20 protein-coding genes and 1 pseudogene are annotated in these 26,178 nt (G+C 60.3%); all 21 read right to left on the minus strand.

Going from position 1 to position 26,178, the window contains the following annotated elements; all coding sequences use genetic code 11:
- Positions 1–1,346, minus strand: a 1,346-nt coding sequence (locus IMW75_RS24645) for a hypothetical protein (protein ID WP_205894006.1), incomplete at its 3' end; no start/stop codon positions are given.
- The gene (locus IMW75_RS24650) at positions 1,336–2,469 is read right to left on the minus strand and encodes an IpaD/SipD/SspD family type III secretion system needle tip protein (protein ID WP_237142328.1); all 1,134 of its coding nucleotides are present in this window, start codon (positions 2,467–2,469) and stop codon (positions 1,336–1,338) included. The genes IMW75_RS24645 and IMW75_RS24650, both read right to left, overlap by 11 nt.
- 14 nt (positions 2,470–2,483) lie before the next feature.
- Complete coding sequence (locus tag IMW75_RS24655) at positions 2,484–3,614, minus strand: IpaC/SipC family type III secretion system effector (RefSeq protein ID WP_205894007.1); 1,131 nt, start codon at positions 3,612–3,614, stop codon at positions 2,484–2,486.
- 26 nt (positions 3,615–3,640) lie between these two features.
- Positions 3,641–5,377 (minus strand): type III secretion system translocon subunit SseC family protein, encoded by a 1,737-nt coding sequence (gene sctE / locus IMW75_RS24660; RefSeq protein WP_205894008.1) that lies wholly within the window; start codon positions 5,375–5,377, stop codon positions 3,641–3,643.
- Positions 5,377–5,874: pseudogene (gene sicA / locus IMW75_RS24665) on the minus strand (type III secretion system translocator chaperone SicA). Before sicA ends, sctE begins: the two are co-directional and overlap by 1 nt.
- Positions 5,875–6,023: 149 nt before the next feature.
- Positions 6,024–7,055 carry an EscU/YscU/HrcU family type III secretion system export apparatus switch protein gene (locus IMW75_RS24670; protein WP_205894009.1) on the minus strand — a complete coding sequence of 344 codons (1,032 nt, stop codon included), beginning with the start codon at positions 7,053–7,055 and terminating at the stop codon, positions 6,024–6,026.
- Between the two features lies 1 nt (position 7,056).
- Positions 7,057–7,839, minus strand: coding sequence for a type III secretion system export apparatus subunit SctT (gene sctT, locus IMW75_RS24675; RefSeq protein WP_205894010.1), 783 nt, complete (start codon positions 7,837–7,839; stop codon positions 7,057–7,059).
- Positions 7,840–7,845: 6 nt separating this feature from the next.
- Positions 7,846–8,100 carry an EscS/YscS/HrcS family type III secretion system export apparatus protein gene (locus IMW75_RS24680; protein ID WP_205894011.1) on the minus strand — a complete coding sequence of 85 codons (255 nt, stop codon included), beginning with the start codon at positions 8,098–8,100 and terminating at the stop codon, positions 7,846–7,848.
- 9 nt (positions 8,101–8,109) lie between these two features.
- On the minus strand, positions 8,110–8,772 hold the full coding sequence (locus IMW75_RS24685; RefSeq protein ID WP_205894012.1) for an EscR/YscR/HrcR family type III secretion system export apparatus protein: 663 nt from the start codon (positions 8,770–8,772) through the stop codon (positions 8,110–8,112).
- Positions 8,765–9,670, minus strand: coding sequence for a FliM/FliN family flagellar motor switch protein (locus IMW75_RS24690; RefSeq protein WP_205894013.1), 906 nt, complete (start codon positions 9,668–9,670; stop codon positions 8,765–8,767). The genes IMW75_RS24685 and IMW75_RS24690 overlap by 8 nt, the downstream gene beginning before the upstream one ends.
- Positions 9,667–10,767: a SpaN/EivJ family type III secretion system needle length determinant gene (locus tag IMW75_RS24695; protein WP_205894014.1), complete on the minus strand. Its 1,101-nt coding sequence runs from the start codon at positions 10,765–10,767 to the stop codon at positions 9,667–9,669. Before IMW75_RS24695 ends, IMW75_RS24690 begins: the two co-directional genes overlap by 4 nt.
- The gene (locus tag IMW75_RS24700; protein ID WP_205894015.1) at positions 10,764–11,219 is read right to left on the minus strand and encodes a hypothetical protein; all 456 of its coding nucleotides are present in this window, start codon (positions 11,217–11,219) and stop codon (positions 10,764–10,766) included. The genes IMW75_RS24695 and IMW75_RS24700 overlap by 4 nt, the downstream gene beginning before the upstream one ends.
- Positions 11,203–12,492 (minus strand): type III secretion system ATPase SctN, encoded by a 1,290-nt coding sequence (gene sctN, locus IMW75_RS24705; RefSeq protein WP_205894016.1) that lies wholly within the window; start codon positions 12,490–12,492, stop codon positions 11,203–11,205. The genes IMW75_RS24700 and sctN overlap by 17 nt, the downstream gene beginning before the upstream one ends.
- Positions 12,489–12,896, minus strand: coding sequence for an InvB/SpaK family type III secretion system chaperone (locus IMW75_RS24710; protein ID WP_205894017.1), 408 nt, complete (start codon positions 12,894–12,896; stop codon positions 12,489–12,491). The genes sctN and IMW75_RS24710 overlap by 4 nt, the downstream gene beginning before the upstream one ends.
- A 13-nt stretch (positions 12,897–12,909) precedes the next feature.
- Positions 12,910–14,961, minus strand: coding sequence for an EscV/YscV/HrcV family type III secretion system export apparatus protein (locus IMW75_RS24715; protein ID WP_205894018.1), 2,052 nt, complete (start codon positions 14,959–14,961; stop codon positions 12,910–12,912).
- 17 nt (positions 14,962–14,978) lie between these two features.
- The gene (sctW, locus tag IMW75_RS24720) at positions 14,979–16,079 is read right to left on the minus strand and encodes a type III secretion system gatekeeper subunit SctW (RefSeq protein WP_205894019.1); all 1,101 of its coding nucleotides are present in this window, start codon (positions 16,077–16,079) and stop codon (positions 14,979–14,981) included.
- Position 16,080: 1 nt separating this feature from the next.
- Positions 16,081–17,727, minus strand: a complete 1,647-nt coding sequence (gene sctC, locus IMW75_RS24725; RefSeq protein ID WP_205894020.1) for a type III secretion system outer membrane ring subunit SctC — start codon at positions 17,725–17,727, stop codon at positions 16,081–16,083.
- Complete coding sequence (locus IMW75_RS24730; RefSeq protein ID WP_205894021.1) at positions 17,720–18,490, minus strand: helix-turn-helix domain-containing protein; 771 nt, start codon at positions 18,488–18,490, stop codon at positions 17,720–17,722. The genes sctC and IMW75_RS24730 overlap by 8 nt, the downstream gene beginning before the upstream one ends.
- 147 nt (positions 18,491–18,637) lie before the next feature.
- Complete coding sequence (locus tag IMW75_RS24735; protein WP_205894022.1) at positions 18,638–19,231, minus strand: hypothetical protein; 594 nt, start codon at positions 19,229–19,231, stop codon at positions 18,638–18,640.
- An 80-nt stretch (positions 19,232–19,311) separates the two neighbouring features.
- Entirely contained in the window at positions 19,312–25,674 is a 6,363-nt protein-coding gene (locus tag IMW75_RS24740; protein WP_205894023.1) for an NEL-type E3 ubiquitin ligase domain-containing protein, read from the minus strand.
- Between the two features lie 97 nt (positions 25,675–25,771).
- On the minus strand, positions 25,772–26,178 hold a 407-nt coding region (locus tag IMW75_RS24745), incomplete at its 5' end, for a hypothetical protein (protein ID WP_205894024.1).

Below are 26,178 nucleotides of genomic sequence, written 5' to 3' on the forward strand. Positions count from 1 at the left end.
GGCGGTGGCGGTGGAGGGATATTTTCGCGATCCTCGTTAGACACACTAACCCCGTTTTGCTCACGCGCGACGATCCCATCAAGGGCTTCATCAGACGGCTGCTCTGCCACAGCGTGTGACCCGGACCCACTGGTCTGCACGATAACTACTGGATCGTTATCGTCACGCTGCTGTGGGTGTGTCCGCTCCACGGGCTGCATCGCAGATTCAGGACTGTCAATCGTAGCGACTACAGACGTATCTACCCCAAGGCCCCTGGTATTCAACGCACTTGGGCTATCTAAGTTACGTACCCTCAACAGCTCTTTGAGGAGGGCGATCTCTTGCCGAAGCGCGTCTTCGATTTTTCGATCCTTGTCGGCGATTATCCGATCCTTGTCGTCGGTAATCCGATCCTTATCGGCCATTACCTGGAGTATTCCGTCTACAGCCAACTTCATCACTTGCGGGAACGCCGCGCTTGTATCAACGTGACCGATATTGTTGGTAACCACCTGCGAGTTCCCGCTACTTGCGCCTCGATCGGCCTTATCTCGACCCGAGACGCCGACCTCCACACTTGTGCTACGAGAGGGCTTCTTCGCAGAGGCATCCTCCATCAGGTGTCTGCCCATTTCAAGCTTAGCGAGATCGCCATCTATATAATCATACAAGTCATCCGCAGTTGCTCCCCCCACAAAAAAATCCAACTGATGATCGAGTGCGCTCCTGTCGGCGACAGAAGCATCGCCTGCAGAACTGAAGGCAGTCGCCTGCTCTATTGGCAGTTTACCTCGGTACCTATGTTCAACCGATTTAGGAATACCATTACATAGGTAATCGCGTTGGTTCCTCTCCTTGGCACAATTAAACACCGCCGGATATTTTTCTATAAGTCCGTTGATGAGCGTGGTGACGTCTTTGGCTGTTTTGTTACATAGGGACTTGTCCGGGCAGGGGTGCTTGGCGCCATCAAACAACGTCTGAAGCGTACTGTCAGCCTTTTTAAAGTCACTATCCGAGCTCACGCCGGGGGTTTGTCGAAGAGCCTCTAGCGCAACAGCACGTACAATCAGAAACGTGCAGTCAGGTCCTCTGTGAAACACCATTGTACCCTGACTTGCAGATTTCCGAATATTGACAGAATCTTTCTCTGTCACATATTGCCGAAGGGCTTTATTTTGAATGTCCGAGCGGGCCTGTTTCCTGGTATAAATGGTGGTGGTATCGGCGATCTTTTCCAGGCTAAGCCCGCTATTGTCTATACCCTTCAATTCGCAGGCGATTGGACGTTCCGACCTGCTATCATTGGAGGACGTTTTTTGAATTGGGGAAGTTTGATGTACGCTTGTCATATCAGAACGCACCAGCCATGGCTCTTAGCGTTTCAGCTAATTGGCTCAATTGCGAAGAAAGGATCTTATTGAAGTTTTCATAGTAGGAGTTGGCGTTACCGTATTTGGTGCTGAACACCTGCAACTGGTTCTTCAAGTCGCCTTCCAGACTGTTAAAACCGGTTTGCCAGGCTTGGAATACGGCGGAGTCCCATGTCGCAGCCTTGACCGGCGCCGCGTCACGCATCGCAGTTAACGCTGACAGGTCCATTTGCACCCGAAAACCGCCTCCTGGCACAGCCACTACCGCACTGTCCTTAAGTCCCATCGCTCTCGCCCACTTCAAGGCATCATCTTTAGTTGTTTTTGGATAATCACCCTTTACGTCCGGCAAGGGGTAAACCGTGCCAGCTGGATGGCTCCCGTATTTGTTCAGAAGTTTATCCAAGGCTGTCCTCAATTTAGAACTTAACCAAACTTTTTTACCATCATCCCGACCCCCAGTCCAATCCCCCATATTCGCCATGATTTCTCTATTGAACTCCGCGTAGAAATTTGAATACTTCTCCAGCAACGCTTCATAAATCGCCAGATAATCACCGCGAATAAAACCGATCATTTCCTTGAGCTGCTCAAAGAAATCCTCCGATCCCTTGGGTGAACTCAAGGTCTGCTGCAGTTCCGCGGGGGTGTCCGGTAAATGACGCAATTGGCTCAGGGTATCGGCAACCCGGCGCTCATCGAGACTGCCGTCCAAGCCCAGTTCCGCCAGTTCGCGCAGGCTTGCGTCGACCAAATTGCCCTGGGGCTTGGCGGCTTGGACTGTTTCAAGCACATTCTGCAACTGGCGCTGCAACCTTTGACCATCGGCGCTGCGGCCGGCGAAGTACTCGGGGTCGGGATGCGGCATGCCCTCGCGCGGTGGCGCCGAGATGGCGCGACTGAGCCCGTTCAGCGCAACGCCGGTTTCCTGCAAGCGCTGGCGCTCACTGTCCAGATGTGACACCAGGGATCGCAGGGAATTTTCCGGGGCGCTCTTGCGCTGACGGTGATTGACTTCATCACCCTGCACGGCAAGATCCGGGGTTAAGTCAAGGCGCGGTGGCGCATTGATGTTATTGGCCTGAGCGGCATTGCTAGCGGTAGGCTTTATCATGGGGAACTCTCCGATCAGGCACGTGCGCTGGCGAACGCATTCAGGACGGCGTTACGACCGTCTACCAGTTGCTGAAAGGCTTCGAGTATCTTGGCGATCAAGCTAGTGTCTTCGTTGATTGTCTGATTCGCCGCGTCACTGGTCGACCTGTTATTGTTCTGCTCAGCCTGGCGCAGCACTTGCTTTTGTTGCTCGGCAGACTCCGGCAAGCGCAGGATCGCGGTCAGGGCAGCGCTCGTCATCATGGACATCGAACTCACTGCCGATCCCACGATCTGAAGGCGCGCATAGCCTTTCTCCGCCAACATACTTTTCATGCGCGCAGCTTTGGCATTGTTAGTGGCTCTATGAAGGGACTCCGAGAGTTGCTCCCGAGTATTGGGAGTGACCTCAACGCCCCCCGGCTTGATCCCCTTGTCTTCCGTTCCGTCAGGGGTCGTTACGCTGACTTTGTTTGGCGCGGGCGCGGCAGTGTTCGAAGGGCTGGTCTTGAGGTTCCCGCGGATTTCCTGAGCCCGTGCATCATAGTCGCTGGCGTCGCGCTTATTGAATTTGATATCGCTATGTTTTTGCATCTGTCCACGTATCTGCAGGCCGGCACCTCCTATGGCCATCCCCCCGGCGAGCACCGAGCCACTCACGGCTGCCCACATGGCCGCCTCGCCCCCGGCCCGGATGGCGACGCCTTGCGCCACGGCTGATTCATAAGCGAGCTTGGCGAACGCGCCACTCATTTGCGCGCTGGACTGACGGGCGATGTTCACCGCAGCAATGGCCGCTACCAGCACGCCGATGTGCTTCTGCCAGGCCGACGGATCGAAGGTCAGCAGGTCACGCACCGTGTCCTGCCCGTTTTTTTCCGGACCGTTCTGCTGCTCGGACGCGACGGCCGCCACGAAGATGTTCATCATGGCCTCACTGTCGCGATCACTGAACTGTGAGGTGTCGATGTATTGATTAAGTTGCTGCGGCGTCATCGCAGCGATCGGCGTATGGGCCCCGGCCAGCAACACCTGGCCATCGAGCTGCGTACCGAGGCTGCCTGTAGACATGACCTGCTTGGTATCGGCGAGCTTGGCAGGCACTGGCGTATCGACCGATTGAGGGCGAACAGAAGTTGACAAGGTATTAACGGAAGTAACCATGGGGGAGCTCCTTGAATCAATAGGAATCAAATGTTTTTCGACATGGTCAGACTGGTCTCATTGTTTCTGTCCAGCCTCTGCGTGGCTTGCTTGATCGTGTTGGTGCTCGCCTTAATTAAGTCCTCAAAGGTCTCCACCATGGACTCCCGGCTTTTCTGGATTCCTTCGCTAACGACCCTGGTAAGGGTTGCCGCTTCAAAATGTATCGCGGCCTTCTTGTCGAGAACCCCCTTGTGGACCTGCAAGCCGGACTGGGACGTAGTCCCAACCGTCTCGATACCCGTCTCGAGCATCTGCAGACGATTGGCGTAGATGGCCAGGGAGTTGGCATCGGACTTCAGACCGAAAATCGACCGCACTTTGGTCATGAGGTTGCCAACGCTTTTACTTGCCGAGCTGGCGATATGCTTGAGTAAATCCGGTACCATCTTGCTCAGGGTTTTGCCAAATATCTCGCCCATGGCGCTGGCCACTCGACTGGCGGCGGACTTACCCACCACCGCCACCACCGCCACCACGACCACCATAACCAGGGCGCCGATGATCGCGCCCAGGATCATGCCCGCCATGTCGGCGGCGCCGCCTTCAACGCCCATTGTCTTCAGGATGTCGGCGATGCCCTTGCCAATGCCTTGAATCATGGGCCCGAGGACATTGTCCATCAGCGGCTTCATCGCCTCCTGCATGAAAGACACGCCGGTCAGTTCCTTGACCAGCATGTCCGCGCCCATCAAGGCGAGGCCGACCCCTGCCAGGATCAGACTGGTGCCACCGGTGAACGGCGCCGCGACCACACTGACAACCGCCACCAATGCACCGACGATCTTGCCGATGCAGCCCATGGCCTTGCTCGCAGCTTCAGCCTTGCGCACCTGCTCAAGGTATTTCTTCGACTCTTCTACAAGGGACTTTTGAAGCGAGGCCTGGCGCTCTTTGTACAGCTCCAGATCGGTTGCCAGCTTGGTTTCCGCAGCGTCCCCCATTATTTCTGCAATCGTCATCATCAGCAGGATCTGCTTCGCCCCGGCGTTCAATTCGCGCTTCATACCCTCCAGCACTTCAGCATTTGGTGAGCCGATTCGTTGCAGCTGCGTGCCGAGTTCAGTCGTGACCTTGTTCTGCGTCGAATAGATTTGCAGCGCCGCGGCGAACGTGGTTTCGGCCTTCGTCATGGCTTGCTGGGCAACGTCTAGCCGCGCCTTGGCCTGATCTCGAGCGGCGAGCGCGGCATCGTGCTCGGGCGTGCCGGGGGAGGTACTGCCCACGGCAGTTTCGGCCGTTGCCAGCTCTTTTTGGGCGCCGTCCAGGGCCTTCTTGGCCTTCTCCCCCTCGGCCAAGGCTGCCTGCGTGCCAAGGCCGGCGGCTTCGAGTGCCGCCACCGCCGCCTGGTACTTCTCCGACAGCGCCTGGTGCCCTTCTGTCGAAGCCTTGCCGACTGACCGGAGTATCTCCGCGAGTGCATTCTGCCGGGATTCCGCGCCCTTACCCAGCAGCTGAATGACCTTGGCGATCAAGCGAGTAAGAGCGTCCTGATCGGTCTTCAGTCCTTCCTTGGGCACTGCCAGCGTCGGCCTATCAGGGATTGCACTGGACGCATCACCCGCCGGGTCGGTGTATTTCACACTTTGCAAATCGGCCATCTGGCGCTCGAGGTGAGGGTACCTGGTGGCCGCGACCGCGACCTTGGCGTAAGTCTCATGGCCTGGTGTCCGATTGGCTGACTCGAAAAGGCGGCCTAATGACGCTTTGATATTAATCTCCATTACAACTGCTCCTCGGAATAATCGGCTTCGACATGCTTCAAGGCGTTCAGGTAGGCCTGGGCCTGCTGGCGCATGGCTGGCTCCTGGACGCATTCGATGACGTATTCAAAACACACCTTGGCTTTACCGGGCCGCCCCAAGGCCAAGTGACACTGGCCGGTGTACAGCATGGGGCGGTAATCGTTTTTGCCTTGGGCGAACGCCACGGCATATAGATCGATGGCCTTCTGATGGTTCTGCTTGAGTTGCTGCACCGCTGCCAAACCCATCTAGTACTGCGGGTTGTAGAAGTCATAGATGCACAGGAAGTGAAAAAAACGTTCAGCATCGTCCAGCCGCCCCTGCTCATAGAATTCATAGGCAAAGGCATACAGGCTGTCCATCTGCTCGCAGCTGATGCCTCGCAGATCCTTGAGCGGCGCGCCGTCAAGGACCGCGTGCATCACCTCCCGGGCCAACCGGTCTTCTTCCTGTTCCGTCTGTTTACGACGACTCATGGGGTAACTCACTCCTGAATGTTTCGTCAGCGGTGCTGACACGGCCATTAAGCCAATTGAATGAAAAGACAGCCGCCAAAAAGCGCTCATAAGTACTTACATCTGCATGAGCGCTTGCGGCGCAACGGCAAGCACAACCGGCAACGGCCTTACGCCTGCTCGACCTGTTCGAGCCAGACCAGCAGGCGCAGGACGTTCTCGATCTCTTGCAGCTGGATAAAGGTGTAGCGCTGGTGGGTCTTGAAGATGCGCCGGGCCAGGGCCACGTCGGTGATCACCGGCACCCCGACTTCGGCGGCGTACTTGCGCACCGCCAGCGCCCGCTGGTTGGTTTCCAGCAGCGAGATAAACGGCATCAGCGTGACTTCGGGCTGGAAGTAAATGCCGACGGCGATGTGGGTCGGGTTGGCGACGATCACCCGCGAACTGCGGATGTCGGACTTGACCTGTTCGGAGAGCAATTCCATGTGCAGGTCGCGGCGCCGACCCTTGATATCCGGGTTGCCGTCCTGTTCCTTGTGTTCGCGCTTGACGGCCTGCTTGTCCATCTTCAGGTCCTTGATGTACAGCCAGTACTCGCACAAGGCGTCGAGAATCAGGATAAACAGGATGCAACCGAGAAAGGTCAGCAGCAGCACCAGCAACAGGTGCGCCCAGATCGGGAACAGGTCGATGGGTGTGGCGTAGAGTTGCGCAAACAGCAGGTGGCGCTGGGTCAGCCAGACCACCCAGAAGGCAATGGCGAAACAGCCCAGGTACAACAGCGACTTGACGGTGTCCTTGAGCGTGCGCAGGCTGAACAGCTTCTTGAAGCCATTGATCGGGTTAAGGGCGCCGAAGTTGATTTTCAGCGCTTCGCTGGCGATCGCCATGCCGGTGGTCAACAAGGTCGGCACGGCGCTGGCCAGGAAGCACACGGCAATCAGCGGCAGGATGATCTTGAGCATCAATACCCCGAGCGCGGCGGAATAGTGCTGCGGGTCGGCGGCAAAACCGGCGGCGAGGATGCGCCGGTACACTTCCATCACCTGCAGCAGCAGGCCGTTGCCGGCGAGGTAGACCAGGCCGCAGAGCATCAGGCAACTGGTGGACAGGTCCTTGGCCTTGAAGGTCTGGCCTTTCTTGGCGGCGTCGCGGCGTTTTTTCGGCGTCGGCTTTTCGGTTTTCGAGGCGCTGGACATCTCAGCGCGCCATGGGCTGGATAAACCAGTCGACCAGTTGCGCCGGCTTGTCGCGGCCCATGCGCTGGATCTCGGACGGCAGGTGTGCGCCGAAGTACAGCAACAGCACCAGCAAGGCAATGGCGCCCTTGACCGTCAGCGACATCGAGAAGGCGTTCATTTGCGGGGCGAAGCGCGCCAGCAGGCCGAGCAAGGCTTCGGACAGCAACAGCGTGGCCACCACCGGCGCGCTGATGATCAGGGTCTTGCTGACCAGTGGGTCGAGCAGGCCCAGCAACGGCTGCACGCGTAATTCGCAGCCGTGCAGTGGCGAACACAGTTGGTAGCTGCGGCCGAGGGTCTCCACCACCAGGCCCATGCCTCCGGCCTCCAGGTAGATCACTGCGGCGAACATCTGCAGGAAGTTGGCCAGCTCCGAGGTGTCGTCGCCGTTGGCCGGGTCCACGGTGCTGCTGAGCATGGCGCCGCGCTGGTTGTCGATCAGGTTGCCCATGCCATGCAGCACCCAGAACGGCCAGGACAACAGGCAACCGAGCACCACCCCCACGCCCGCCTCGCGCAGCAGCAAGCCGTAGAAGCCGAGTGAATCGAGGCGCGGCAGCGTGTCGGCGGTGTAGGGCCACAACGCCATGCCGACCAGCACGATCACTGCGTTGCGCGGCGCCCCGGTCAGTGCCCGACTGTTGAGAAACGGCAACATGAAAAAGATCGGCGCCAGGCGCGCAAAGCAGATCGCGGCCCCCGCCAGCCAGCCGTGCAGGTCGACAAACAGACTGATATTCATAGAGGGTTATTTCAACGCCAGGTGCATGACTTCGCGACTGAACGCGAGCAAGGTCTCGCCGTACCATCCGGACAACAGAAACAGGCAGATCGACACCGAGAGCAATTTGAAGCCGAACGGCAGGGTTTGCTCCTGCAACTGGGTGACGGTCTGGAACAGCCCGATCAGCAAGCCCACCAGGGTGGCGACGATAATCGGCCAGGCCACCAGGATCAGGATCAGGTACAGGGTTTTATTGCCGGCAAATACCAGGTCATTCATCGTGGTTACTCATTGCGCCACGGACAGGTACTGCCCGATCAGGCCGGTGGAAAGCAGCGACCAGCCATCGAGGGCGACAAACAGCACCAGCTTGATCGGCACGGAGATGATCACCGGGCTCATCATCATCATGCCCAGGGCCAGCAGGATGCTGGAGATCACCAGGTCGACGATGACAAACGGCAAGTACAGGTAGAAACCGATCTTGAACGCCGCCTTGATCTCGCTCAGGGCGTAGGCCGGCAACAAGGCAAACAGCGACGGTTCCAGCTCTTGCTCGACCTCATGGTCCGGGGCCTGCTGCCCCTCGCGGGCGAGTTGCGCCCGCTCGAAGAACTGCGCCAGCTCCGGGTCGGTGTAGCGGATCAGGTAGTCGCGGTAGCTGCCCAGGCCGTTGTCGGCAAATGCCACCACCGCCTCGATGCTGGTGAACTCGACCTGGTTGTCCTTGTAGTAGTCATAGCCTTGCTGCACCACCGGGCTCATGACGAAAATGGCCAGCATCAGGGCCACGGCATTGAGGGTCATGTTGGAGGGCACCTGTTGCAGGCCCAGGGCATTGCGCACGATGACGAACACGATGGAAAACTTGATGTAGCAGGTGCCGGCGGCGATCAGAAACGGCAGCAGCGAGGCCACTGCCAGCAGTCCGATCATTGACACGTCATTCATTGACCGGGCCTCGATAAACCTCACGCAACTCCAGCCCCAGGCGCCCGTCCAGGCGCACCAGTTCGCCGATGGCGATGCTCTGTTCACCGACGCGAACCTCGACCTGCTGCAGGGCCTCGGGGCCCAGCGGCAACACCTGTTGCTCGATGAAGTCATTGAGTTGCGCCATGCTCAAGGTGAGCTCGGCGAGCACGAACTGCAGCTTGACCGGCAACGCCGACACCGCGCATTCGCTGAGGTCGGACGTGACCTCCTCGGGGGTAAGTTCCATATGCAGGCCTTCTTCGATAAAAGTAAATTGACCAATACGGCGCCCCGCCAGCACGAGCTGGCAGCGTTGCCGGAACATCAGCACGTCGCCCTCGGCGAGCCGGCTCAGCTGTAAAGGGTTGAGTTCGGTTTCGCCCAGTACCACGCGCAAGGTTTGTTCCAGGCGCCGGGTCCAGGGTTGCAGGGCTCGCGGTTCGCGAGCGGTATCAGCGGGCAGGCCCAGTACCCAGCAGGGCCCCTGGTCGGTGGCGATACACGGCAGGTCGGCCGCTTCCAGGGCCGCAGCGTCAACGCTCTGGACATCGAACAGGTGCTGGTAGTCGAGCCACTGCGGTGGCAGCTCCAACGGACGCTCCAGCAGGCTGAAGAGCTCGAACAGCTTGTTGTCGACGAAGCTGCGCCCAAGCAGCTTCGACCATTGCGGCCAGATGGAATGCAACCATTGATCACTGTCGATCAGGCCCTGCCAGAGCCCGAGCCGACCTTGCGCGTAGAAACTGATGTAGCGCCCCTGGCGCGGCACCCGGCTCAGTTGCACCGGATGCCCGTCGCGCAGCCAGCGCGCCACAGCCTGGCTGCGCTGGTACTGCAGGCGCGGCACATTGCGCAACAGCGGCGTGCGCGTCACGGCTTCATGCCCTGCATGGCCAGCATTGGCGCCAACGGCTGTGGTGCATCGCCTGGCGTTTCATCGTCGCCGGCCTCGTGCTGGCGACGCTCGTCGTGCGCCTGCTCGTGTTGCTCGTTCAGTTGCCAGACTGTTTGCGGGGCCAGCTCCAGGCCGTCGCGCAGATGGCCGGACACCTGGGCATTGCTGGGGCTGAGCAACAGTTGCGCGGGCATGTCGGCCGGCGCCTTGTTGATGGTGACCACACCGGTGCTATCGCCTTTGCTGAACGGCACTTGCAGGTAAGGCTGCGCGGCTTTTTCTGCGGGCACCTCAGCCTTGCGGGTCGGCGGCGGGTTAAAAGCGGCCGGCGGCGCAGCGGTCTGGGCCCGTGCGGTGCGCTCAAGGCCGGGTGGCAACGGCTGGGCGCTCTGGGGCGGCGGGGTATCGCGATCGGCGAGAGTTGACCCAGGCTTGGCGCCGGGTTCTGCCAGCGGTGTCGGCGAAGCGGTGGTCGCCGCGCCTGGCAGCCCATTGGCCGGCACCGGTTGCGCCGGGCTTTGGGTCAATGCAGCCGACGCGCTGCCTGGCAAGCCAGGGACATCGCTCATCGGCAATGGCATTGCCGCAGGTGGCGCTGGCAATTGTGTTGCCGAGGTCTTGAACAGCGCCAGCGCAGGCTCGACAGACGGTGACGTCGGCAGCCGCATCCCCCCAGGTAGCGCTGGCAATTGTGTTGCCGGAGTCGTTGGCACCGCTCGCGCAGGCCTGGCCAATGGTTGCGCCAGCGCGGGTACTGCCATCGCGACAGCCGGCCCGCCGGCCACCTTCATGGGTTTGGAGGCGCCCTCCTCTGGCATCGTCGGCACCCTGGGCGCTACGGCGACCGAGATTTTTTCCGGCGCGCCACTGCGCGCCTGCCTGAGCCCGGCAGAAGGCCGTGACAGGGGCTCGGGCAATGGCTGCAGTTGCGCCAGGCATTGCACTACCCCTTCGGGCAGGTCTCGCGATTCATCGCGCTCGGTGACAGGCGGCCGACCGGCGTGTTCGCCAGGCTCATCCACGGGCAATACAGCCTCCACCGGACGGGTGACAGGCGCAGGAATTGACGTGCTCATTTTTTCTTCACCAATAATTCTTCGATGTCATGTTCTTCAAGGCGCCAACGGCGCGCACGATGCTCGGCGAGCAGGCGTTGCTCCAGGTGCTGGTACTTCGCATGCCGGCCCAGCAGGCTTTTGCGCTGCTGCTGCAGGTCATCCAGTTGCTCGACCACCTCGCCATGGCGCTCTCGCACCCGGGCCCGCTCCAGGTCCAGGGTGGCGATCTGACGGCGGATCACCGCCTGGCGCCGCAATTGCGCGAACAACTGCGAGTGGCTCACGGTCTGTGCCTCCATACGATTGCTTAGCAATAATTCCCTGAAGCCCTCGGCCTGCTGGTCGATGGCGTTCAGTTCCTGTTCCAGCGGGCTCAAGCGACGCCGGGCGGTGCCCAGGGCCTGCTCACAGCGCTGCTGGCGATGATCACTGAAGCGCAGCAAGCGGCGGACCTCAATCAATGAGGCCATACAAGCTCTCCAGCGCCAGGTGCGGTGCGCACGGCTCTGCCAGGTCCTGGCGCAGCCAGTCGAGCAAGGCCTCGCGCCGGTCCATGGCATGGTCGTTGGCCGGGCTTTCGCCACGGCGGTATTCACCCAGGTCAAGGAACACCTGCAGCTCTTCAAGACGGGTCAAGACCTCGCGGGTGCGTGCCGCCAGTTGCTGCGTCTCGCGCTCGGTGACCTGGTGGGCCACGCGGCTGGCACTGCGCAGCACGTCAATCGCCGGGAAATGGCCGCTGGCCGCCAGCTTGCGACTGAGGTAGATGTGCCCGTCGAGAATCGAGCGAATTTCCTCGGCAATCGGGTCCGGCTCGTCATCGCTTTCGAGCAGCACCGTGTAGAACGCGGTGATACTGCCGGTGGCGGTGACGCCGGGACGCTCGAGCAATCGCGGCAAGGAGTCGAATACCGACGCCGGGTAGCCGCGCCGCGCCGGGGCCTCGCCGGCGGCCAGGGCCAGGTCACGCCGGGCCCGGGCATAGCGGGTCATGGAATCGAGCAGCAGCACCACGCTGTAGCCCTGGTCGCGAAAGAATTCGGCGATGGTGGTGGCTTGCAGCGCGGCGTTGCAGCGGTCCACCGAGGAAAAATCCGAGGTGGCGTAGACCACCACGCAGCGTGCACATTTATCCGATTGGCGCAGGGTCTCGACAAACTCGGTGACCTCCCGCCCCCGCTCGCCAATCAGGCCAACGACAAAAATATCGGCGTCGCTGTGGGCGATCAGCATGTTCATCAGCGAGGTCTTGCCGGAACCGGCCGCGGCGAAGATGCCGATGCGCTGGCCAATGCCGCAGGTCAGCAAGCCGTCGATCACCCGCACGCCGGTGGCCAGCGGCTGGTCGACCGGACGGCGCTGGTGATAAGCCGGCGGCGCCGCATCCACCGGGTAGTCCTGGCCATCGAATGCGTCGCTCGGCGCCAGCCGCTCGACAATCACACCTTGCGGGTCGACCACCGCGCCAAGCATCGCCGAGCTGCAATGCAGGCTGAGCAAGGCGCCGGTGGGCACGATCAGCGATTCGCGGGACAGTCCCCGCGCCTCGCCGAGCAGGCTCAGCAGCACCGCGTCCGGACAGAAGCCGATCACCTGCGCCCGGGCGCTGATGTGCGGGTCGCGCCAGTCGCGGCGGACTTCGCAGACCTCGCCAATCACCACGTTGCCTAGCGCCGCCTGGATCAGCGGCCCATTGAGGCGCAACGGGTGAGCGCCATGGCGCTCCAGCAGCAGCCGGTTCATTGCCGTACGAGCTCGCACAGCGTGGTCAAGGCCGTCAGGTAATCTTCAATGGTGGTCGCCAGTTGCTCGGCGCTGTCGTAGGCGCTCTCGGCGAGCAATACCCGGACCTCCAGCTGGCCGTTGATGTCCGCCAGTTGCATTTGTTCGGTGCGGGCAAACGCACAACCCTGCATCAGAAAGCGCAACAAATGTTCCGAACAATGCCCCAGCAACATGTCGCCCGACTCCACCAGCGAACTCCAGAACCACAGCCCGCCCTCGACCACGTTCATATGGATGTTGGGCAGGTTGGCGAGTTCGAGTTCGATGGTGCTGTGGCCATCGAAGCTCCCGATCTGTTCATCGGTGCAACCGCTTAACTGCAGTGCGTCGCGGAGCAAAGAGGCAATATCGATATGGTGCATAGGGAAACCTTCCTTACAGGGTCTTGATCACGTTTACGGAAATGCTGTCGGAAATCTCACCAAAGGAAACGACATCCAGCTCCCGGAAGCGGCCTTCGATAAATTTCTTGATGTAGCGCCGGATATCCACCGACGCCAGGAGCACCAGGTCTTTTTGCGCGAAGTGCAGGCTGTCCAGGCCCAGGGCCAGGCGGTCCATCAGTTCTTCGCTGGCGGCGGGCTCGAGGTTGAGGAAACTGCCGGCGGAGGTCTGGCGGATGCCCTTGCGCATCACGTCTTCAAACTCCGGTGACAGCAGCAGCACGCGCAGGTCGTTGCCATGGGCAAACTTGTTGCTGATGTAGCGCCCCAGGCTGCCGCGCACGTGTTCGACCAGGGCGAGCACGTCCTTTTCACGGGACGCCCAGTGGGCCAGCGACTCGAGGATCAGTTTCATGTTGCGCACCGAGATACGCTCGCCGATCAGCCGCTGCAGGATCTCGGCAATCTTCTGCACCGTGGCATGGCGGTACACTTCCTTGAGCAGGTCGGGGTAACGCGCTTCCATCTCGTCGAGCAGGGTCTTGGTTTCCTGGACGCCGAAAAACTCGTTGATGTTGCGTGCCAGCAACGTCACCAGGCAGCGATAGAACTCGTCATAGGCGGGTCGCAACTGATGCCCCAGGCCCTGCACCTTGTCGCGGTGCTCGGCCGGCAGCCAGATGCTCGCCTGCTTGTTGCTGTCCAGGCCGGTGCTCAGGTCGAGGCCCAGGTGTTCCAGCTCGGGCTTGTAATCGACGATCCGCAGGCGGTCGAAGTGGATATCGAATTGATCGGCGCGCACCTCGTCGATCAATACCGCTACCTGCCCTTCCGGCAGCGCCTCGGCGCCGCGCAAGCGCGGCTCGGGAATGCGGATGCCGTAATCGACGAAAAACTGGCTGCGAAAGCGCTCGCATAACTGTGCCTGGCGCAGTTCTTCCAGGCGATGGCTGGGCACCAGCAGCATCAGGGCAATGGTCTCGGTGGCCATGTTGTCAACGTCGTCGATCAGGCCCAGCTCACCGCCCGGCTCGCCATCGGCCGGCGCCTGGGCTGAGCTCGACGAGCGGCTGGCCGCCTTGCCCTTGGCGCGGTGGCGAAAGTACAGCAACGCCACCAGTGCGCCCGCCAGCAGCATGAACACGCCGACCGGAAAGCCGGGCAGGATGCCGACCCCTATCGCGAGAAAAGCGGTGACCCCGATCACAAAGGGATTGCCCAGCATCTGGGTCATCATGTTGCGACCCAGGTTGGCTTCGTCGCCGTTGACCCGGGTCACGATAAAGCCGGCGCCAATGGCGATCAGCAGCGCCGGAATCTGCGCCACCAGGCCATCACCGATGGTCAGCAGGGTGTAGGTGTGCAAGGCCGTGGTCATGTCCATGCCCAACTGCCCGACACCGATGGCGATGCCGCCGAGGAAGTTGACGAAGATAATGATGATGCCGGCAATGGCATCCCCCTTGATGAACTTCATGGCGCCGTCGAACGAGCCGTACAACTGGCTTTCACGCTCCAGCGTGCTGCGTCGCTCACGGGCCTCCTTGGTGTCGATCGAGCCGGCCTTGAGGTCGCCGTCGATGCTCATCTGCTTGCCGGGCATGCCATCGAGCGAGAAGCGTGCCGCCACCTCGGCCACACGCTCCGAGCCCTTGGTGATGACGATGAACTGCACGATGGTGACAATCGAGAAAATCACGAAGCCCACCACCAGGCTGTCACCGATCACGAACTCGCCGAACGAGGCGATGATGTCACCGGCATCGGCCTGGGTCAGGATCAGCCGGCTGGTACTGATGGACAGCGCCAGGCGGAACAACGTGGTGATCAGCAGCAACGCCGGGAAAGTCGAGAAGCTGAGGATGCGCTCGATGTAGAACGAACCCATGAAAATCAGGATCGCAATGACGATGTTGAGGCCGATCAGGAAGTCCACCAGCACGGTCGGCAAGGGGATGATCAGCATCGCGATGATCATCACCATCAGCGTCAGGATCAGCAGTTCGGGCCTTGAAGTAACGCTACGCAGTAATTTATCTAACATGTTTACGAACCTGAAAGCTAAGAGTTGGAACGGCCCACAAGGGCGGCATGGCGCTGGATGGTTTCGTGGGCGAACACCAGGTCCGCCAGATGAGTAAATTGCTCGGCAACACGTTGCAAAGACTCTTCATCGACGAACAGGCTCACGGGGAGCGACAGGCAGGCCAGGCGCAAAAACTGCAACAACTGGCCACGCTCGCCGTGGTCGACCAGCAGCAACTGGTCACCAAAGACCCCGTGCAGAAACTGTTCGAGTTCATCGGGGTATTTCAGCAGCCCCAACAGGAACACCAACCAGTCAGGCTCACTGGCGTTGTGCCGGCGCACCAGTTCATCGTCCAGCAGGCGCTGAATGAAGATCACATCGGCGGAGCGCAAGCGTTTGAGTTCACCCAGCTTTTTCAATAGCTGGCCGAATTCCTCGCGGGAACAACTGGGGTCCTGGGCGTCGACATCCGTGAGCAAGGCGGCTTCGATAAACTCCAGGACCGAGCCACGGTGTTGATGCCCGTAGAGGGTTATCCAGTCTTCATAGGACTGGGCGGCGCCTTCCTCGGACTCAAGGAATGAGCGGTAGGTGTCACGCATCAGGCTGGCACGCAGCATCAGCGCCTTGCCAAACATCTTGGCCTTGAGGGCCGAATTGATGCCGGCCTTCAGGCGCTTTGGCGCAGCCTGGCTCAGCACTTGCTGGAGCAGGGTTTCCAGGCGCTGGCGGGGGGCGTTGGCCAGGTCCCTGGCCCGCAGCAATTCGCGCAGCACCAGCACCAGGTCACTGTCATCCGGAAACAGGCCGCGCGCCTGCGCCAGCAGCCATTCGATGCTGCGATCAGGCAGCTGGGCCAGCTTCTGCACCTGGCTCGCCTTGGGCGCCACGTCCTCCTCCAGCACCCGCTCGAAGCGGTCCGCCAGGCCTTCGAACTTATTGCCGAAATCCCCCCGGCGACGAAACGACCCAAGTAGGTGGGAGGCGATTTCATCGCTGTTCTCGACAAACTGCGCCACCGCCGCCGCCGGGGTTGCATCATCGGCCGGCTCTTCATACTTGACCGGAGCCTGGTTATTCTGTTGCGCACGCGTCAATTGCATGCGTGAAGAAATACCGCCGATGGTGGCCATCTCAACGATCCATCGCGCGCAGCACCGCGCGGTCGGCGGCATCGCGGGGCACGGCACCGATGACGTCGGCACCGATCTGTGCCGCGCCGGGCGCCAGCGGGGTATCAAGCTGCTTGGGCTGGATCAGGAACACCCGCACGGTGTTGGACTTACGCGCCTGGCGATAGCTGAACAAGCGGCCCAGGTACGGGATATGCCCCAGCACCGGGATTTTTCGCAGCACCTCGCCGCTTTCATCCCGGGTGAATCCACCCACCAGCAGGCTCTTGCCCTGGGGCACCCGGGCGACCGTGCTGATGCGGGTGCGGCCAACGGTCGGCAAGCTGTCGGGGCCGGCATTTTCCGAGGCAATCGCGTCACCGTCTTCGATGTTGAGTTCCATCTCGACTTCGCCGACCGGCGAAATTCGCGGCAGGACGCTGACCAGCGTGCCGTAGGTGACATGTTCGAGCTGCGAGTTACGCTCGCCCACCAGCTTGGCGTAGAAGGTGCGATTGTTGTCGAAGATGGCCGGGACATTCTCCTGGGTCAGCACCACCGGGCGCGACACCACGCGTGCCCGGTTCTCGGTTTCCAGCCCGGCGACCGCGGCCATGAACGAAGGGCCATCGAGGGTGCTCAGGGACCCCCCGTTGAGCGAGGCCTGGGCCTGCGAGCCGACCTTGAGCGAACCGCGCCAGTTGACCCCCAGCTCGTTCAGGTCGTCCTTTTGCAGGTCGATGATCCACAGGGTCAGCTCCACATGACGCTTGGGCTCATCCAGGGCTGCGGCGAGGTTTTCGATAAACCGCACCTGCTCAGGCAGGCCCTTGACCAGCAGGCTGTTGGTGTCGGGGTAGGCCACCACGCGGATATTGCCGGCAGCCAGGTCGCGGGCAACGATGCGCGGCGCATCCGGTTCACCGGGTGCCGACTCAGGGGAGCCCAGCCCTTGCAGCGGAAAATCCGGCATTCTGCCGCCCCGCCCGGACTCCTGGCTGATGGCGGTTTCCACGCCGCGGGTTTCGCCTGCCAGCAGGGCCTCGATGGCCGTGGCCATCCCGGGGATGGTGATTTTCTGATCGCGCAACTCGTACTGGCGGTCACCGACAAAGGTGTTGTGCAGATTGATCACGCCAATGCGCTGCTGACCCAATTGCAGGTCCGCGCTCTGGGTGTCCATGAACCGGGCTGCCTGCAGCACCAGGTCAACGTAGATCGGTGGCCCGGCCACATAGAAAGTACGCAACCCGTCATTGCGCAGGGGGTAGCGCGCATCCAGAAGACCGGAGCGGCGCAAAAAGCCGTTGAGCTTCTCGACGGTAATGGTGCTCAGGGACACCACGGTGCTCTTGGCCTCGGCGGCCTCGTAGACGTACAGCGACTGGCCATCGCTGTACCAGATGAGCGCCATCTGCCGGGCGATACGCTCCAGGGTCTGCTGCGGCTCGGCCAGGGCAAACTCGCCGGTGATGGTGCGACGGGCCGCCGCCTTGCTGAGCACGATCGGCTTGCCCAGTGGCGCCGACAAGGCATCGAAGAAGGTCCGCAGGCTTTCCTGGCGGGCGACGTAACCTTCCCCTTCCCGCGCCGGCGCTGCCAGTGCGGTGACCGGCAGCACACAACACAGGGCCAGTGCGACGGCGGGTGAACAAATGCGTTTAAACATCATCAACTGAATCGTCCGAAAGTCGGGTAATGTCGATCAAACTGCTCGGCGCAACGCCGACCAGCTCTCTTACTTCCTTGGAGAAATGCGAAGAGGAGGCATAACCATGCTCCAGGGCGATATCGGTGAGCGAACCGCTGCCCTCGACCAGGGTCAGCAGCGCCCGGGCGGTGCGCCACTCGCGCAGCTCCGGCTTCGCCGCACCACCGAGCGCCTGCTGGCAAAGCCGGCGAAAGTGCGAGACCGAGACGCCATAGCGGCCGGCCAGGTCTTGCAGCTTTTCACTGCCCACCCCCTGCTGCAGCAGAAAGCCGAGCAACTGATAGCTCTCGCCCTGGCGCAGCAAGCGTGCAAAGGCCTGATAATCCCGGCCCTCGCGCAAGGCGAGCGAGAGGTACCAGAAGTCCAGCGCGGCCCCGGTTGCCTGGGATAAAAAGCCATTGCCCAGCCAGGCCCAGGGTTGTTCCGGTGCGGATTGGCTATTGGACGACGCGCCCTGATCGATGAAAAACTGCAGCTTGACCAGGCTCATGCGTGACACCGGCAACAGCCTGGCGCTGCCCTCAAGCACCTGCAAACCCGGCTTGGCGGCCAGCAGCCCGGCACTACCAGGCGGCAGACACCACTGCACCGAGCTGTCCCGGTGCCCCAGATACAAAAATGACGGGCCATTGCGAATGCGCACTACACGCTCGCCAGGCTTGGTCGAGGCGCACCAGCCTTGCAGCGTTGCGGCCGCCTCTGACGATTCATCTGTGTGCATGCCCGACACCTCATTGCTTGCCACGGGTATTTCCCGACGAGCATTGTGTGGGGGGCAGCAGCGACCAATCTTGATGAGAAAGTGATGACCGAAGGGGATCAGGCGGGTCCGCCCTGTTATTCGCAGAACGGGGTATCGCCCAAACCATTACTTTGGGGTCACGGCCGGAGTTGAAGTGCCAGGAGTCCGGGAGCTTCTGTTGGTGATGCCGACGCTGAATGACTCATATTGATTGATCAGCCCATTAAGTCCTAGCTGCGCAGACAAGGGGTCGCCCAACTCGTCCTTCAGTGCTTGCGCCTGCGACAGGCGCTCAGCATTGACGTCAAGAATCTCGCCCTTACGCTTACCGTTATCGCACGCCGCATTATTTACGGCCTGCCGGAGGTCAGACTTGCGCTTATCCAACTTCTCTTCCAACAGGGCAATCTTGATCTGGGCGTTTTTCTGCGTACTGTCGCCGGGCCTGGAGCGACCGATAGCCTTCGTGTCAAACCCGGATCGATGCAAAAGCGATTTGCCGATATAGCGATAGCGACTCTCGCCTATGAGGGGACCCAGCAACTCCCGAACCCGCGAACGCGCTGGCCTTGCGGACCCGCCCGCCCTTGAAGCCTGGGGGCCAGAAGAAGCCGCACTGTTGGACACCGACTGCACCTGCGTCGCCAACGGCGAACTGACATTACCGCTATTGCTCGGCAGAGGCCAATCGCTGATCGCAAACACCTGCAAACCATTCATTTTAACGCCCCATCCATAGACATGATCCGCAACCATAGGTCCAGCCAGCCACGAGCACTTGCATAAAACGCTCGCTGCTTTTAAACATTAAAACGCAGGGCAATTTCCTGCATGCTCTTGTACACCGAAGACACCCAGTCCTCGCAACTTGCGCAAGCGCTATCGGCCGCACTGAAGGTCTCCCGGCGCAACTCAGTACTGGTCGCCAATCTTTCCAGCCATGCTGACACTTGTTGCCCGAATACAGCGTCGTCAAAACTTTTTGACTGATACAGATGCCCCAGAAAAGTGGAAAACTCAGTTGCGTACGCTTCGCTTTCAAAGCCGCCCCACAGGCTGCGCAGTTCCCCCCCTGCACGTTCAACGGAGCATATCGCCACCATTTCACCCAGCGGCCGCGCATACTGGATGGAATGCTCATCCGCGCGATGAATTAACTGCACAACGGCTTGATCAGGATACTGCCGCGCAATGCGTGAACCGAAGTCGCGTAAAGCACTATCACTGATAAAGTTGTCGTTCATATTGACTTTCACGGGCGTCGCAAGGTCCGTTACAAAGCGCGGTATTTCCTTGAACGCGTTACCCTCCAGTTGAAGTTCTTCCAACATTGGCGCGCGGGGCATTGGCGCCAAGCTGCTCAATTGATTGTGCGATAGGTCCACCCTCACCAGTTCAGGCAGACGCATATTCGCTAGAAAGGACAGGTCGCGCAGCTTATTACCCTGCAGGTACAACTCATACAGTTCAGGCATCGCGGCGGAAAAAGTTATCGACTGAAGGTTCGGATTGTCAGTGATCCAAAGCTTTTGCAATTCGTCCCCTGAGTAGCCCAATGCCAACTTGCGCAACTGCGGATTAGATGAAACGTCCAGCGTTTGCACACGGGGGGTGCCACGTCCCACTTTGAACTCGTGCAACTGCGGATTTTTGACGATCGTTACCGACCGCAGTTTGAGCAGATAGGAAAAATCGAGCACTTTTACGTGCTCGCAGTTGACGATAACAACTTTCGCCAACTCATACATTTTGTCCAGCGACAATGTCTCCACGAGAATGATGCCCTCAAGGTGAAGATTTTCCAACTTGCGCATGTAACTCGGCAATATCACTTCGATCGGCGTGGTAATGGTGTCACGGCTGACAATCGTCAAAGACGTCAAGCTCTCCATATTTTCGGGTAGATGAAGGCTCGACTCAAGATGCCCAGGCTTGATCACGATTTCGAGCCGAGACATATCCTTAGGGATATCTTCACTCCGGTAAATATTCATCAGCGACTCCGGCTTCACACTCTCAATCGCCCACACCGGCCTTCGCCCTTTCTCCACCAGCGCCGCCATCACAACCTCCTCAAGTAGCTCCCACCTCAAAGTATCCAGTTCGTCTGACGCAGAAAATTGTTTAAGGTAATCGTCGGCGCGCTCAAGATCGATACACACCCCTTCACTGACCAGGACTTGCTGCAACGCAAGGCGACGCGCCTGCGGCGTTAGGTCCAGGGTACTTTCATAGCGCTTCCAGGACTCGAGCTGTAAATAGGGGCCCGCCCAGGCGGGCGTCCTGCCGCCCCGGTTTCTTGCTTTGAGCAATTCCATTATCAGAATATCGTTTGGAAGCGAGAACGCTGCCAGGTACTCGCTCACCGCTTGAGCATCCGCGAAGGCGCCGGACTCGATCGACTCCTGCACCCTGGCTTTAACCAATACTCGCTCGGGAAATACAGTGAGCGGTACTTCGCCACCATTGATCATGTCGGTCAGCAGACGCTTGCGCACCTCCTTTGGAAAGACATTAAATTCATCATCAAAGGCCTTGGCGACGAGGGCGTTGGGGAACACCTTCTGGTGAATCAGCACGTCCACTGACGCATAGTGATTAAGGACGGTTTCTCCTCTTGCGTACTTTATCCCCCAATCAGGCCATTTGGTCCCTTGCCTGCCGCTCAAAAACAAGTAATACATGGCCCGATTCTTCGAGAAATGAAAATCGGCATCTATTTGCTTGAGCGTATTCGGATCGAAATTTCTCGTGAGCGCGTCAATGCTCATGGGTTTGTGCGTGTCAGGGCCAAAGGGTTTCTGCCCGAATACGCCATAGACACGCAATCCATCACTTTTGTTCTCCAGCAACGAATTGGGTAATTGAGGCAGCGGTGTATCATTCTCGATCGCAAAAAGCGTCGCGCGGATGGGCTCCGCGTGCGAGGGATTGTGGCGATCAAGCCAGAACAACCGCAAATCTTTCTCCGACGCCTCCTCGCTTCTGAAGCCGGAAGGGCCTGTCCCCTCGTCCAGCAAGTGCGATTTTTCCTCGGTGCCGAGGTTGGAAGACGCCGCCCCCCCACCCGGCAAGCCCCCATCATCGAACCGCCAGTGCCCATCGCGGTAATGCACCGGCGCGCCATGTCCATTGGGCTGTTGCGGATCGCGCACGCGCACCGTCGCCCAGGCATTGTCCGAATAGACCTCGTACACCTGCACCTGGTCCTGGTAGCGATCCTGGATATAGTGCTTGCCGTCATGCCTGTAGAAAATGCCTGCATCGGCCTTGCCCGGAGGCCTGGGCAGTGGCGTCAACTGTTCACGGGTGACATCTCTGCGCGCCAGGCCGTCGTTGAGCCGGCCAGAGTGGGTAAAGTCCGTGCGGAGTTGCCGGACCATGGTCTGCGCGGCTTCATTCATCTGGGTGGGATTGTTGGGCGCATGGCCTAACCATCCCGATATGATGTCGCTCTTTGTGAACGCGCGCGCGCCCGACGTGAACACTTTCACGCCCGTGAGCACATCCACCACATCAAGTATCATTAACGCCGAGTCCATGACCTCGGCCGTTCCATCCTTGAGCTTGTGCAGCACATTGCTAGTGTCATGCACTAGCAGGCCCGCTGTCACCACCGCGCAGGGCACCGCCGCAACTATGCAGAGCGCGGTGGCTGCGCCCCGCAGGCCCTTGACCAGTTGCTCAACCATCACCTCGTTGCGGCTGGTAGTGGCCTCGTTGATATTGTCGATACCGTCCTGCAACCACTGGGCGCCGAGGAGCTGGGCCAAGTTGCTAATGGGGGCGGTGGCTACCCCGGTGTCGCGTTGGCCGCGCAGGAACGCGTCGACGATCGGCTTGTCGCTCATCTTGGTGCGTTGCAGCAAATCTTCGGAGTACGCGCCGGGGGTTCTGATCAGTTGCAGGTAGAGCGAGAGCTTCATCAGTTCCCAACCGCGAGGACCCTGAAACAACACGTAATCGCTGCGTAGTGCTTCAGCGGTGCGCTGTCCCGTAGCGCGCTGGCGCTTCGACACCACCAGCATCCCGGGAATCCGCCGCCCGCTGATCTGTAATGTCTGCACGCTGGCTGTTCCCGTGTCCGTGACCGTGGGCAGGCCGTCCGCCAGGATCTTGAACTCTCCGGCGGTGTGCGAGTCCATCGTCCCATCGACTCGCCTCTGCTCCACCGTCGCCTGCAGTTGCTTCTGGGTCACGTCCGTGTTCAGTTCGGCGAGTTTCTTCCCGCGCGGGTCGTTGGGATCGAGCCATGGCTTCAGGTATTCGACGTACTCTTGGCCCGGGTAGCTGGTGCGCATAAGCTGCTGGATGCCCTCCTTGACGTCGGGTCTGTTCAGTACCCGGGCCACGAGCGGATCCTTGTGCTGGATGAGGGCATCGGCGATGAAGTTGTTGCTGGGCGCAAACGGGTCATCGGCGATTTCGCGGAAGCGTCCCAGGATCAACTCCATCCAGCTCCAGGTCCGGTTATTGAAGGTGATCAGGACGTCGTCGGGATCGACGGTGGCATTGCTCGCCAGCCCGCCCTGCTCGCGCACGACCTTGGTCAATAGCTGGGTTTGTATGCGCCAGGCGTGCGAGTACAACGTGGGCAGGTACTCGTCGGTGAAGGCTGCTTTTCGCTTTTCGCTGTCTGCGGCTTCGTCGATCAGGCGGGCGAGCTCAGGGTTCTTGGCCAGCCTTTGCAATTGTGCATCCTCCCTGCCGAGCTCCAATTCGGCGTGGTGTTGAAACTTTTCCTGCAGGTTGTCGCCGGGGTAGTTGTGGACCGGCAAGTTTTCAGGTTTCCAGCCATCCGAGCGTTGCCCTCGTTCAACGAGGAATTGTATTAACCGGCTCCGCTCTGAGGGTAACGCGGCTTCCACGACCAGTTGGGGCAATGGTTTGGGGGCAGGATGGGGCGCGGCCTGTGAGGCTGGGCGACTGGCAGCAGGGCCTGGCGTTGCCGGTGGCTGGACCTCGGCCTGCAGGGATTGGCGCATGCGCCTGTAATCATGGAACTGGAACATCTCCTGCTGGCGCATCTCCTGCTGCGAACGGAACGCCTCCATCAGCTGATTTTCAGTGCGGTACAACACCACGGCGGCCTCCGCGCCGTTGGCATCACGCAAGGTAAACACTAGCAATTGCGGCAAGGCCAGCCGGATAGCATCCGCGCCCTCGCCGATGGACAGCTCCAGGCAGCCGACCTCGACCTGCGTGTCGCCGTTAAGCGCCGCCGTCATCACCTTCAGTCCCGGAATATCCGAATCGCCACTCAGGTGGCCCTTGAGCTTGTTTTCCACCACGGCCAGTCGCAATTTGTCTTCATAGACTTCGGCCAAGGCTTGCTTCAGGAGGGGGCGGTTCGTCTCGAATTGCTGCCGCGAGTCATACTTCAGCGCAGCCAGGCGCTTTTCACTCGCATCCAGGGTCTGCCTGGTCGTCAGCCACATCTCCAGTTCGTCGGCACTTACGTTCTTCAGAAAGTGCCCGTCCACCAGGTTGCTCACCAGCTTACGCCCGAACGCTTGCTGATCCTGATCCTGCTGCTGCTGCGCAGCGGACGATGCCTGATCGAGCAAGGTGATGATGTCCTCGACCAGGGCCACCTCAGCCGCCTGCGGGTCCGTCTCGGCGGCGCGCCGATGACGCACCGGTGCGGGTTGGTCAAGGGCCTCGAATTTGCCGGAGTCGGCGTCAGCTGCCACCAGCCGCGGCAGCAACGGGCCAAAATCCTCGTGCAGAATGTCTTTGATAAGGTCCGGCAGCACGCTGGGATCGGCGGCCTCGTGGATTGCCTCGAGCGCGTTCCAGCAGGAGATCACTTTATCATCGTCCGTGAGGTGGATCTCGTTTTCCAGCATACCCTTCAGGGTCCGTGAATGGGGTGGCGGCTGCTCTGCGCGCAACGTGGAGGGGGTGGCTTTTGCCTCCAGCGCTGCCGGCTCGCTGGCAGACGGGATCAAATCGGGAACGTCGGGCATGGACTTGGAGGCGGCGTAGTAGCCCGTTCCACCGATGACGCCGGCGGCGCTAAGAAAGCGCATGAGGGTGGTCAATGCTGACGATGGCTGTCCCGCCGCGGCCATGGGCGCGGTGGTCGGTTGGTACACGCCGTAATCATTTAAAAACGGCGCCTCGACATCCGCCTCGTGCTCGGCAGGCGGGCGATTTTTGCAGAGCCAGCCCAAAGTGCCGAAAATCGCCTTGGACGCTGCCTGCAGCGGCCCATCCAATCGTCCCGCGGCGCTGGTGAGCGGCGATTCGCTGCGGCTTGATTGCGAATTGTTTACGCGCACCAGCGCCTGCCCCACCTTTCTCGGGCTCGCCGGATCAGGCGCAAACAAGCGCTTGTTCTGGTTCCACTTAGCCGTGACCTCGGCACTGGCCGTGTCTTTATCCCAGCTGATGCGCAGTTGCTTACCGGGCGAAGGGGCGAGCAATGAGTTAACCGAGTGCGCATAATGCCTGAGGCTTGCGCAGTTGCTTATCAGCCGACTGACCTCCTGCACAATGCGCGTGGGCTCCCGCGCAGGCGTGCCAACAGACTGGCGCAGCCAGCCGATCAACTGTTCCTGGCCGTAGCCGAGCATCGCCCCGGCCAGCAGGCGTAGCGGTATCATCTGCAGCGGTGTGGCGCCCAAGCTGACCAGCCCAAACAGCAGCACCAATGGGGCCATGCCACGCTCAATCGCCTGGTTGACGCCCGCGAGAAACTCACTGGGCGTCTTCGGGTTCGACAATTTCGACCAAATCGACGGCCAGTCGCGCAGGATAGCCTGGGCGCTCATTTGTCCTGCACGATACTCGCCCATCTGTCGCACAAGCGGCGTGAGTGGTTCCAAGCGGTTCAGCGCATGAGAAACCCCATACTGCAAAACCTGAGGGCAAAGATAGGTGATCCACTCGCGTAGCAGGTTCGCCTGAGCGGGAGCGTTGGTTGCCTGTGCAGCCTGAGGCTGCCAGGCACAAATCTGTTCCAGCCGCTCCTGATAGTGGCCGCTCGGGGGCGAGATTTGCCCGCGGCCTTGAAACAGCGAGGCAGGTCCATGCTCAGACTGGCGGCTACCCCGCAACTCGGATGACGCATTGCTGTCTGCCCACCCTGAATCTTCGGGCACTGCCGTGACCGTGTCGGCATTTGAAATACTTGAAGGGGGCTGGATATTGATACCCATGCGACGCGTCTCCACTGATCGGGCTCAGGTTCCCTGAGGCGTCCTCGATCCGCCGAAACAGGCGCGAGGCATGCGGGGAGACGGGCAATGAGTACGCTCAGGTTGCTGCCAGGGGCAGCGCGCCGGGGTTATCGCTTAGTGATGAGCCAACGACTTGCACAAAACGCGCATGCAGCCCAGTCAGCCAGGCTAAATTGCGTCTCGCATGAATCATGCCCGGTCTCGGCGGACCGTAGGGAGCGCTTTGTGCAGGCGGTGCTGTCAAGACATAGATACCTTGTGACGCTTTTGCGCTCCAATCATAGGAGGTGACCATGAAAGTAGGAAAGCACGTAGCAGGTGTCGGTACGTATGGCGGATATAAGCGTCTGGATAGCCCGGCGGCGGCAAAAACTGAGTGCAACACCTGACCTTTCCGGTACGGTGCTGCCCCATGTCCTATCACGAACTCAGCGTCGAAGAACGCGCCGCCATTCAAATCGGTCATATCCAGGGCCTCAGCCA

It is taken from the genome of Pseudomonas gregormendelii, from assembly GCF_017114825.1.
GTDB classification, from domain to species: Bacteria; Pseudomonadota; Gammaproteobacteria; order Pseudomonadales; family Pseudomonadaceae; genus Aquipseudomonas; species Aquipseudomonas gregormendelii.

What these genes read in the sequence shown, in the direction of transcription:
- IMW75_RS24680 (WP_205894011.1), bottom strand. Translation starts at nt 8,100, where the DNA reads ATGAATGACCTGGTATTTGCCGGCAATAAAACCCTGTACCTGATCCTG.
- IMW75_RS24710 (WP_205894017.1), bottom strand. Translation starts at nt 12,896, where the DNA reads ATGCACCATATCGATATTGCCTCTTTGCTCCGCGACGCACTGCAGTTA.
- sctE (WP_205894008.1), bottom strand. Translation starts at nt 5,377, where the DNA reads ATGGAGATTAATATCAAAGCGTCATTAGGCCGCCTTTTCGAGTCAGCC.
- IMW75_RS24730 (WP_205894021.1), bottom strand. Translation starts at nt 18,490, where the DNA reads ATGCACACAGATGAATCGTCAGAGGCGGCCGCAACGCTGCAAGGCTGG.
- sctW (WP_205894019.1), bottom strand. Translation starts at nt 16,079, where the DNA reads ATGGCCACCATCGGCGGTATTTCTTCACGCATGCAATTGACGCGTGCG.
- IMW75_RS24700 (WP_205894015.1), bottom strand. Translation starts at nt 11,219, where the DNA reads ATGGCCTCATTGATTGAGGTCCGCCGCTTGCTGCGCTTCAGTGATCAT.
- IMW75_RS24740 (WP_205894023.1), bottom strand. Translation starts at nt 25,674, where the DNA reads ATGGGTATCAATATCCAGCCCCCTTCAAGTATTTCAAATGCCGACACG.
- IMW75_RS24695 (WP_205894014.1), bottom strand. Translation starts at nt 10,767, where the DNA reads ATGAGCACGTCAATTCCTGCGCCTGTCACCCGTCCGGTGGAGGCTGTA.
- IMW75_RS24685 (WP_205894012.1), bottom strand. Translation starts at nt 8,772, where the DNA reads ATGAATGACGTGTCAATGATCGGACTGCTGGCAGTGGCCTCGCTGCTG.
- sctT (WP_205894010.1), bottom strand. Translation starts at nt 7,839, where the DNA reads ATGAATATCAGTCTGTTTGTCGACCTGCACGGCTGGCTGGCGGGGGCC.
- sctN (WP_205894016.1), bottom strand. Translation starts at nt 12,492, where the DNA reads ATGAACCGGCTGCTGCTGGAGCGCCATGGCGCTCACCCGTTGCGCCTC.
- IMW75_RS24655 (WP_205894007.1), bottom strand. Translation starts at nt 3,614, where the DNA reads ATGGTTACTTCCGTTAATACCTTGTCAACTTCTGTTCGCCCTCAATCG.
- IMW75_RS24650 (WP_237142328.1), bottom strand. Translation starts at nt 2,469, where the DNA reads ATGATAAAGCCTACCGCTAGCAATGCCGCTCAGGCCAATAACATCAAT.
- IMW75_RS24735 (WP_205894022.1), bottom strand. Translation starts at nt 19,231, where the DNA reads ATGAATGGTTTGCAGGTGTTTGCGATCAGCGATTGGCCTCTGCCGAGC.
- IMW75_RS24670 (WP_205894009.1), bottom strand. Translation starts at nt 7,055, where the DNA reads ATGTCCAGCGCCTCGAAAACCGAAAAGCCGACGCCGAAAAAACGCCGC.
- sctC (WP_205894020.1), bottom strand. Translation starts at nt 17,727, where the DNA reads ATGTTTAAACGCATTTGTTCACCCGCCGTCGCACTGGCCCTGTGTTGT.
- IMW75_RS24715 (WP_205894018.1), bottom strand. Translation starts at nt 14,961, where the DNA reads ATGTTAGATAAATTACTGCGTAGCGTTACTTCAAGGCCCGAACTGCTG.